This window comes from Moorena sp. SIO1F2, from assembly GCF_010672755.1.
In the GTDB taxonomy this organism is placed as follows: Bacteria; Cyanobacteriota; Cyanobacteriia; order Cyanobacteriales; family Coleofasciculaceae; genus Moorena.
The window spans coordinates 1-9,422 of the sequence record NZ_JAAHFV010000259.1 but is presented as its reverse complement, the minus strand read 5'-3'; the positions used below and the strand labels follow the sequence as shown (position 1 = coordinate 9,422).

Here is a 9,422-nt window from a genome sequence, read left to right as displayed (position 1 = left end):
TCGTTAACACTGGCACTTACATTCTCGAACCATCGGTTCTAGAGTACCTGCCATCAAATGAGGAATGTGACTTTTCTAAAGACCTGTTTCCCAAACTCCTCGCGAAAGATGAGCCAATGTATGGCTATGTGGCTGAGGGATATTGGTGTGATGTCGGTCACCTGGAGGCTTACCGAGAAGCCCAGTATGACGGCTTAATGAATAAGGTCACACTAGACTTTGCTTACCCAGAACAATCCTCAGGACTGTGGGTGGGACAAAATACCTATATCGACCCTACTGCTAAGATTGAAACCCCAGTACTAATTGGTAACAACTGCCGGATTGGGCCAAACGCCCACATCGAAGCAGGAACAGTAATTGGCGACAATGTTACTATCTCTGCCCACGCTCACCTGAAACGACCGATTATTTGGAATGGAGCGTTGATTGGTGAAGAGGTTAATCTGAGTGCCTGCACCATTTCCAGGGGAACCCGGGTAGATCGTCGTGCTCAGGTTTTGGAAAGTGCCGTTGTCGGTTCCCTGTCTAAAGTCGGAGAAGAAGCTCAAATTAGTCCCACTGTAAGGGTTTGGCCAAATAAAACTATAGAATCAGGTGCAACATTGAATATCAATTTAATTTGGGGCAACACTGCCCAACGGAATCTTTTTGGTCAGCGGGGTGTCCAAGGCTTAGCCAACATCGATATTACTCCGGAATTTGCCGTTAAGTTGGGAGCGGCTTATGGGTCTACCTTAAAACTAGGCTCCCAAGTATCACTCTCCCGTGACCAGCGTAGTATCTGTCGCATGGTGACCCGGTCTTTGATTGGGGGATTGATGTCTGTGGGTGTCGATGTCCAGAACCTAGATGCAACTGCAATTCCTGTGGCTCGAACCGTGATACCAACCCTAGGGGTTGAGGGGGGTATCCATGTGCGAGTGCATCCTGACCGACCAGATCATATCCTGATCGAAGTTATTGATGCCAAGGGAATTAATGTCAGCAAGGGTAAAGAGAAAAAAATTGAGGGGGCTTACTTTAAAGAAGACCTAAGACGAGTCCAGATTAATGATATCGGTAATGTTAACTACCCGATCCAGTTAATCGATATCTACGGTACTGCTTTTGAGAAGCATCTCAATGTAGAGGCAATTCGCAACAGTGGTTCTAAGGTAGTTATTGACTATGCTTATGCCGTGTCTGGTGCGGTGTTACCCCGACTGTTAGCAAAATTTGGCGCTGATGCAGTAGTCCTCAATGCCAGTTTGAAACAAACAGCTATCTCGGCAGAAGAACGAGAGAGTTTGCTCAATCAGCTGGGTCAGGTGGTCGAAGCCCTAAAAGCCAATTTTGGCGTCCAGGTCTCTGCTAATGGGGAACAGCTGATTTTGGTGGATGAATCGGGAATCTCGATTCGAGGTGAGATATTGACTGCACTGATGGTCAATATTATGTTAACATCTAATCCCAGGGGAACTGTGGTGGTACCAGTCCAGGCATCAAGTGCGGTGGAACAAATTGCCCGACAGCATGATGGCAAGGTGATCCGCACCAAAGCTAACCCTACAGCACTGATGGAAGCTTCTCAAAGCAACCCCAATGTGGTATTGGGAGGCAGTTGGGACATGGGCTTTATTTTCCCCCAACTACATCCAGGCTTTGATGCTATGTTTGGAATCGCCAAGTTGATCGAGATGCTGACAGTCCAAGAGCGATCGCTTGCTGATATTCGCGCTGAGCTCCCCCGGGTATGGTACAAAACCGTTACCCTGCGCTGTCCTTGGACAGTTAAGGGTAGCCTGATGCGTCATCTGGTGGAAACCCATCCCAGTGAGCAGCTCGAACTTGTTGATGGCGTTAAAATTATCAACGCGCAAAATGATAACTGGGTGTTGATTTTACCCGATGCTGGCGAACCCTTAGTTCATATTTTTGCCAACAGCGATGACCGGGATTGGGCCGAGGAAAACCTCAAGCATTATCGCAACCATGTTCAGGAATTCGTTGAACAAGAACAAGGTGTAGAAGCGCAACCTTCAGCCGTGTCATAAATCCGATTTATCGGCTGTTAACAGGTAAGCTATCAGCTATCAGCTATCAGCTATCAGCTATCAGCCAAAGGCCTGTGGTCACGCTACGGGAACAGTTTATGCCCATAGCGCAAGCTACACCGAACAGCTTTTGAATAAAATAAGCTGACGGCTGATAGCTGACGGCTGAATGCTTACGTTAATAGGCATAGCGGTGGCTTTCCTCAGAGTGTTTGTAGAGCTCAGAGGAAAGCCGCTACGCTATTGTTGTTAGTTAATTGTTGGTAGGTTAAGTTCTATCAAAGAAAAGCCAAGAGTATTGGTACGCTTGTTCTATAATAAGGAGTCAACACTGAAAGGACAAGGGAGATACGAGGTCAATAACCCCACCCTATAGAGGGATGGGGCTTGCATAAACAATCAATTATGCGTGTTTGACTAGACCATTTGAGCCGAGTTTTGGTACGAACGTTTGAATACTTCCCCAGTTCAAACCTCTTTAAAATTGTGTTGTCAGTTGCTGTTGGACAGGACATCTTAAATTCGGTGGTCGTTCGCGTAGCGTGGCCTACGGCCAGGGGACGAGTCGTCAACTCAAATACTTTTCTCGTGAGGTTTATCACCATGTTACGAGTTCCAGTTATTTCTCCCGATGGGAGACCATTAATGCCAACTAAAGCCTCTCGTGCTCGACGTTGGATTAATAAAGGTTTAGCTGTTGTTTACCAAAACGACCTAAATGTTTTTGCTGTTCAGTTAGTCAACAAACCGTCTGGAGAAGAAACTCAGGACATTGCTGTTGGTGTTGACCCTGGAAAACTGTTTTCTGGTATTGCTGTTCAGTCAAATAAGACTACTCTTTGGACAGGGCATTTAGTGTTGCCCTACAAGAAAGTTCGTGATTCGGCAGAGCCGACGCTACGCGAACGCATGGATACTCGACGAATGATGCGTTCGCGTAGCGTCGGCTTCGCCGAAAGAACTCGTAGAAGTCGTCGAATAAACCGCAAAGTACGTTACTCGCAAAGGTCTCATAGACAAAAACGATTCTCGAACAGAAGAGAAAAAAAAGTTCCTCCTTCAATTCGAGCTAATCGTCAGCTAGAACAACGGGTAATCAAAGAGCTTAGCCTTTTGTATCCATTAAGAGTCATTGTCTACGAAGTAGTCAAAGCAAGAGGTAGTAAAGGATTTTCTCCTGTGATGGTAGGTCAATATTGGTCAATATCTCAGTTAGAGAGAATAGCTCCAGTTATTCAAAAACAAGGCTGGGAGACTGCCCTTAAAAGGGAGGCTCTAGGACTGGTCAAGGACAAGGCTGACAAAAGTAGGCTTTCAGTTAACACTCATGCAGTAGATGGGATTGCTTTGGCTGCTACCCATTTCTTCCGGCGCAAAAACTATTATCACAGCAAAGGTAAGCTAAGTGTCCCAAGAAACTGTGACGTGACTGATGCTACCTTTTCTGTTATCAAACGTGCCCCCATAAGCCGCCGTCAATTACATTTGTTGCAGTTTTATAAAGGTGGAAAACGGCGCAAATACGGCGGTACAACTACTAGCCATGGTTTTCGTAAAGGAGACTATGTTGAAGCTGTCAAGGCTGGGAAACAAGCACGAGGTTGGGTAAGCGGCGAAACAGCAAGACAGGTTTCCGTTAGCGATATCAACTGGAAGCGAATCGGACAATTCACTGCCCGGAAAGTCCGACTATTAAAACGTTCGACGGGCTTAATTGTAAACCACTAATTGGAGGCGCGGCTTTCCTCCCCACCTTAAGAAGGATGGGGTATCCAGCCGCGAAGATTTGATGAACAGCTGCATTTTAATGGCACAAATTATTCAGGATCCAGAACTGCGTTACACCTCAGAGAATCAGACACCGCTGACTCAGATGCTAGTACAATTCTCCGGTCTCAAGGCTGAGGAATCCCCATCAACCTTAAAAGTGGTAGGTTGGGGGGAATATTTGGCTAATGAAATTAAAACAAACTATTCCACAGGCGATCGCGTGGTGATTGAAGGTAGCTTAAGGATGAATGTGATTGAGCGACCAGAAGGGTTCAAGGAAAAACGGGCAGAATTGAATGTTTCCCGGATTCACAAATTGGGAACAGATGATCACTTCGAGCCACAAGTCATGGCCTCGGACAGAACTTTCAACCATACCCCAGAACCATCCCGTCCCCAAACCCATGATAAGGTTGTATCCATGGAGCAACATCGGATGTCGTCATCTGTTTCTTTTCCTAGCAATACCGAACAAGATTTTGCTTATACCAGCACTGAACAAAATACTGAGCAAAGTTTTGACTCTTCTTTTGGGTCTTCATCTCCTCAAAACCCAACGTCTGGTAGCCCTAGTCATCAACAAGATTTAGATGATATTCCCTTTTAGTTATTAGGAGCAAAGATTATAGCGTTTATCATAGCTATGAGGTACACAAAATGTTTTACCTCTTCCCTCTTTTCCCCTCCTGGGAGGGGTTAGGGGTGGGTTCCTGCTCCCTGTTCCCTGCTCCCTGTTCCCTGTTCCCTGTTCCCTGTTCCCTGTTCCCGACTTCTGCAAGAAGTCTATTAAATTGTGTTTCAACTCCTTTACGTACTGATCTATGCCCTCCAGCCTTATCTAAACCTGATTTGTTTTTGTTTGGCTTGGGGGCTAATGATGATTCTAGCTTGGAGCGTTTTGTCAGCAGTCCGAGACAGTTTTGCTGTTGCAAAACGACTGCATCAAATTCCCTGTTCTAACTGTCAGTTTTTTACTGGTGATTATCGTCTTAAGTGTACCGTGCATCCCTCTGTTGCTAATTCTGAAGCAGCAATTAATTGTATGGACTTTTGTGCAAAAAATAATTACATTACTAGGGTTTAAAAGACTCGAGAGTAATGCCATTGGCTTCATCCTTGCTAGTGGGGAGGAAGCGTATATAGCAATCCTAAATTATGTAATGTATTTGTAAAATCACTGGAATTGTTAAAAAGTGGTGCCTTCTCCCTTACGTTCTGCCATCTGCCGTCTGCTTCCTGCCTTAAAGCAGACCATTTCTTTCACACATCAGATAGGATGGCTATATATAGCCATCCTAATGAAAGCATGCGTGATGGATAACAGAATTACTTACCTCACAACTGCTGACCTTGATTCCACCAGGGCCATCGTTTTAGCGCAAGCAAGCGGTCGAACTTATGATGCTTTTGATAAGCAAAACCCTGCTGAGTGTCTTGAGGTGTCTCCACCGGATGGTTATGATTTTGTAGACTACTGGACTGGTGTTGATGCGATTTTTAATAAATACAAAACTGTTGAGTGTTATGGTCTAGTGTTTCGATCTCAGCAGTCTCCTTACACTTATATATTTGCCTTTAGAGGTACTTCTTCGACAGAGGATTTAATAGATAATTTTGGTATTAATCATACAACATTTGTACCTTATCAGGAAGATGTTGTAGTTCCATCTAAGCTTAGGGTTGAATCAGGTTTCTACCATATCTATTCCAATAGTGATGGGAACACACCCTCGATGCAGAATCAAGTGTTTGCCCTAGTTGATAAATATCAAGCATCTGAAAAACCGATCGATACTCTGTATATTACTGGCCATAGTTTAGGCTCTACACTGAGCACTTTCTTCACACTTGATATGGCGTTGTCTAGACCAGATATCAAGTCTGCAAGCTACAACTATGCTTCCCCTCGTGTAGGCAACCAAGCATTTGTAGAATTTTATCAACAACAGGCACCTCAACAAAACCCGGAGACACGAACTATTCGTATCCAAAATGTTTATGATAAAGTTCCTTGTGTCCCATATAAACCTGAAAGATACCAGCATTTGCCCTATGCCTATCTAGTTTCATTTTCTCGAGACAACTTAATGGGTAAATTTGAGATTATCGACAATCATCATCGCAAAAATTATAAAACCGTTTTGAATTGTGCGTTGGAAAGTGAAAGTGGCTTTTGTGATAAAACCTTTGACTACGATCAGGGCAAAACGATGAAGTCGGTGAAACCAGATCCTAGTACAGTCTGTACATATTGGTAGCTCTTGGTCTGGGGATGTATAGCGTTTTTCAATTTGGTGAGGTACAGAGTTTCTGGTTTTAGGGAGCAGGGAGCAGGGAGCAGGGAATAGGGAAGTGGGAACAGGGAACAGGGAAGTGGTAAAACAATCCTGTGTATTTGGCTGATAGGTTACTTTATTATAGCAAATCAGTAATTTGTATTTTATCGTTACAATCTCCGCGCTGATTAAACCTTGTCTATTTTAGAAGCTACTGCTCCCAGCGCTATTGTTAAAATTACTAGTTATAGCTATTCTCTCTGCCATGAGGTAAAAAATGATCCCCCTAAATCCCCCTTAAAAAGGGGGACTTTGAGGTTGATAAGCGTACCTCATAAATGCAATAAACGCTATCACAAAATACTAGTAAAAAAAAGCAATTTTCTGAAAGAGACGCTACGCGAGTCACGTAAACCTTCTGCGCTTATGCGATTGACCTGCATGTCACCCTACGCGAGTCACGCGAACCTTCCGCGTTTATGCGATCGCTAATTTTATAAAAGCGATTATTTGAACGATACACTACGCGATTGACCTGCATGTCACCCTACGCGACCGCTTCCGCTAAAAGCGATTCTCTGAAAGAGACGCTACGCGAACGCTTATTTTTTATTAATCCTAAAACTCCCAAAAAAAACTTTTTAAAACCCTTGACAATTAAAAATATAATCATTACAATAATCAATATAAACCGAAATGAGATTTTTTATAATGTCACAACAATTCAGCCAAAACTTCAAGAAACAACCTGCTCAGCACACTCTGAAAGGTTCTCGTCAATCAGTACTTTATAGTATGCAAATGCTGTATGCCCTAGGCTATGCGGAGATTGCGGAATGGACTCCTCTGGAAGCGACTGATGTTCCTGGGGAAGTGATCACTACAATCACCAAGTATTGGTTGTTGCCATAACACTTTAAATTTCTGGGGGGGTTTCCCCCCCGGGGGCCTTGGTTTTGGTCTGGTTTTGTAGCGTGACCTTTGGCCAAGCAGAGCAGGTTAGGTTTGCTAATTTTGTGACATCAAGATTTGAAATAGTCGTGGATAGTATTTCTGCGGCTATTTTTTTTTTCTTTACTCCCTACTCCCTACTCCCTACTCCCTGCTCCCTGTTCCCTGTTCCCTGTTCCCTGTTCCCTTTGCTATATAATTTACAAAAATAACCTTTAATTCAAAAGCGATGGAAACTCAAGACTTAAAAACACTTATCAAAGAAAGCATCCGAGAAGTTTTGAGAGAAGAAAGACTCTTACTCTGTCATATGTTAATGCTTTACGTTAGTGATCAAGAGCAACAAGACCTTGACACTACCTTTGGTTTACCTCAAGACTATGAGACTGAAGACGTGACTGATCTGACCGATTGGATTAAAAATGACTATTAAATTCCGCAAGAGTGCGATTAAATTATTATAGTCTGCTGATAATTAAAATATTCCCATCACATAAATTATTCAAATTCAATAAGCTTGGAAGTAAGAATTCAGCCGTCAGCCGTCAGCCGTCAGCTAAAAGCTCACGCTACTTGAGGTGCCGTCAGCTTATTTTATTTAAAAGCACCGATTACGCTACGCAGACGCTGCGCAAACAGTAGCCTCGCTTATGGCCAATAGCTGATAGCTGAATGCTGATAGCTGAATGCTTACGGAATAATTATCGCTCCAGTAACGCTCAAGGAATTTAATCTAACGATTTAAAGGGTTAGCTATTAGGATAAAACGTTGATTTACTATAGTTTTTTATGACAATTCGTGAGCGTTGAAATGTTTATAATAATCCCTGTATAAATTGTTATAATTCTTGTTCCCGACTCCCGACTCCCGACTCCCGACTCCCGACTCCCTGCTCCCTTTACACTAAAAAACTATGTCCTAAACTATACTTCCGTTGCTATAAATCCTGAACCCTAAAACGTCAGTAGAACAATCAATAGTGGGTAGCACACTACTGTATTACCCCCACTTCTTTTGATCAGGTTTATTGACTATCCCCAATGGAGGTTCAAACAATGAATCAAAACCTCTGTGTCAAGCCAGCAGCGATTTTAGCCACCGTTGTCGGTGTGATGGCAATGGGAGTGGCTTTCCCTAGGTCTAGCTGGGGGCAAAGTATAATAGCTCAACAACTGAGTTCACCAGGGAGTGAAAGGGCTGAAGAGTTATCCCTAGCAGAAGCCTCTCAACTAACTCAGCAAGCCATTAAGCTTTATCAGCAAGGAAAGTACTCAGAAGCAATTCCCCTAGCTGAGAGAGCATTAGAGATTCGGCGGGAAGTATTAGGAGAGGAACACCCGGATGTAGCACACAGCCTCAATAATCTGGGATTACTCTACTTAAGCCAGGGCAGATATGCTCAAGCCGAACCCCTCTTACAACAAGCCTTAGCACTGAGGAAAAAACTCCTTGGTCAAGACCATCCCGATGTGGCAGACAGCCTCAATAATCTGGCTGCACTCTACTTGAGACAGGGTAGATATGGTGAAGCCGAACCCCTCTTACAACAAGCCTTAGCACTGTGGAAAAAACTCCTTGGTGAAGACCATACCCATGTGGCAATTAGCCTCAATAATCTGGCATTCCTCTACTCAAGCCAGGGCAGATATGGTGAAGCCGAACCCCTCTTACAACAAGCCTTAGCACTGAGGAAAAAACTCCTTGGTCCAGACCATCCCGATGTGGCAACCAGCCTCAATAATCTGGCTGTACTCTACGAAAGCCAGGGCAGATATGGTGAAGCCGAACCCCTCTATCAACAAGCCTTAGCACTGAGGAAAAAACTCCTTGGTCAAGACCATCCCCATGTGGCAGACAGCCTCAATAATCTGGCATTCCTCTACTCAAGCCAGGGCAGATATGGTGAAGCGGAACCCCTCTATCGACAAGCCTTAGCACTGTTGAAAAAACTCCTCGGTCAGGATCATCCCCGTGTGGCAACCAGCCTCAATAATCTGGCTGCACTCTACGAAAGCCAGGGCAGATATGGTGAAGCCGAACCCCTCTATCAACAAGCCTTAGCACTGACGAAAAAACTCCTGGGTGAGAACCATCCCGATGTGGCAAGAAGCCTCCATAATCTGGCTACACTCTACTTAAGCCAGGGCAGATATGGTGAAGCGGAACCCCTCTATCGACAAGCCTTAGCACTGTTGAAAAAACTCCTTGGTCAAGCAGCTAACCAAGCGAGAGCAGGAAATTTTGATTTTGCTGTGTGATGGGCTAACGAGCAGTGAAATTGGGGAGAAACTGTCTATTTCAGAGATTACGGTGAGAACCCATCGAACAAGCATGATGCGCAAGCTCAACATCTCTCATTTGCCGGGGCTGGTTAAATTTGCGCTGAAG

General features: G+C 44.3%; 9 protein-coding genes and 1 pseudogene. All 10 read left to right on the top strand.

What is annotated here, in order from left to right; all coding sequences use genetic code 11:
• The coding region (locus F6J94_RS24340; RefSeq protein WP_293044896.1) for a mannose-1-phosphate guanyltransferase at window positions 1-2,036 on the top strand (2,036 nt) is incomplete at its 5' end.
• Window positions 2,037-2,639: 603 nt separating this feature from the next.
• On the top strand, window positions 2,640-3,764 hold the full coding sequence (locus F6J94_RS24335) for an RRXRR domain-containing protein (RefSeq protein ID WP_293044894.1): 1,125 nt from the start codon (window positions 2,640-2,642) through the stop codon (window positions 3,762-3,764).
• Window positions 3,765-3,825: 61 nt separating this feature from the next.
• Window positions 3,826-4,413, top strand: coding sequence for a single-stranded DNA-binding protein (locus F6J94_RS24330; RefSeq protein ID WP_293029693.1), 588 nt, complete (start codon window positions 3,826-3,828; stop codon window positions 4,411-4,413).
• 50 nt (window positions 4,414-4,463) lie between these two features.
• Window positions 4,464-4,766, top strand: a complete 303-nt coding sequence (locus tag F6J94_RS24325; RefSeq protein ID WP_293044900.1) for a hypothetical protein — start codon at window positions 4,464-4,466, stop codon at window positions 4,764-4,766.
• A 338-nt stretch (window positions 4,767-5,104) separates the two neighbouring features.
• Window positions 5,105-6,064, top strand: coding sequence for a lipase family protein (locus F6J94_RS24315; RefSeq protein ID WP_293044892.1), 960 nt, complete (start codon window positions 5,105-5,107; stop codon window positions 6,062-6,064).
• 729 nt (window positions 6,065-6,793) lie between these two features.
• Complete coding sequence (locus F6J94_RS24310; protein WP_293044890.1) at window positions 6,794-6,994, top strand: hypothetical protein; 201 nt, start codon at window positions 6,794-6,796, stop codon at window positions 6,992-6,994.
• A gap of 128 nt (window positions 6,995-7,122) precedes the next feature.
• Window positions 7,123-7,245, top strand: a complete 123-nt coding sequence (locus tag F6J94_RS24305; protein WP_293044888.1) for a hypothetical protein — start codon at window positions 7,123-7,125, stop codon at window positions 7,243-7,245.
• Window positions 7,246-7,262: 17 nt separating this feature from the next.
• Window positions 7,263-7,466, top strand: a complete 204-nt coding sequence (locus F6J94_RS24300; RefSeq protein ID WP_293044886.1) for a hypothetical protein — start codon at window positions 7,263-7,265, stop codon at window positions 7,464-7,466.
• A gap of 623 nt (window positions 7,467-8,089) precedes the next feature.
• Window positions 8,090-9,250 (top strand): annotated as a pseudogene (locus tag F6J94_RS24295) (tetratricopeptide repeat protein); the annotation flags it as partial.
• A partial coding sequence (locus F6J94_RS34415) for a LuxR C-terminal-related transcriptional regulator (RefSeq protein ID WP_367142264.1) occupies window positions 9,240-9,422 on the top strand: 183 nt, incomplete at its 3' end. The pseudogene F6J94_RS24295 and the gene F6J94_RS34415, both read left to right, overlap by 11 nt.

Excerpts from the sequence above, each read along its gene's own strand:
- F6J94_RS24315 (WP_293044892.1), top strand. The coding sequence starts at position 5,105 with ATGAAAGCATGCGTGATGGATAACAGAATTACTTACCTCACAACTGCT.
- F6J94_RS24335 (WP_293044894.1), top strand. The coding sequence starts at position 2,640 with ATGTTACGAGTTCCAGTTATTTCTCCCGATGGGAGACCATTAATGCCA.
- F6J94_RS24330 (WP_293029693.1), top strand. The coding sequence starts at position 3,826 with ATGAACAGCTGCATTTTAATGGCACAAATTATTCAGGATCCAGAACTG.
- F6J94_RS24325 (WP_293044900.1), top strand. The coding sequence starts at position 4,464 with ATGTTTTACCTCTTCCCTCTTTTCCCCTCCTGGGAGGGGTTAGGGGTG.
- F6J94_RS24300 (WP_293044886.1), top strand. The coding sequence starts at position 7,263 with ATGGAAACTCAAGACTTAAAAACACTTATCAAAGAAAGCATCCGAGAA.
- F6J94_RS24310 (WP_293044890.1), top strand. The coding sequence starts at position 6,794 with ATGTCACAACAATTCAGCCAAAACTTCAAGAAACAACCTGCTCAGCAC.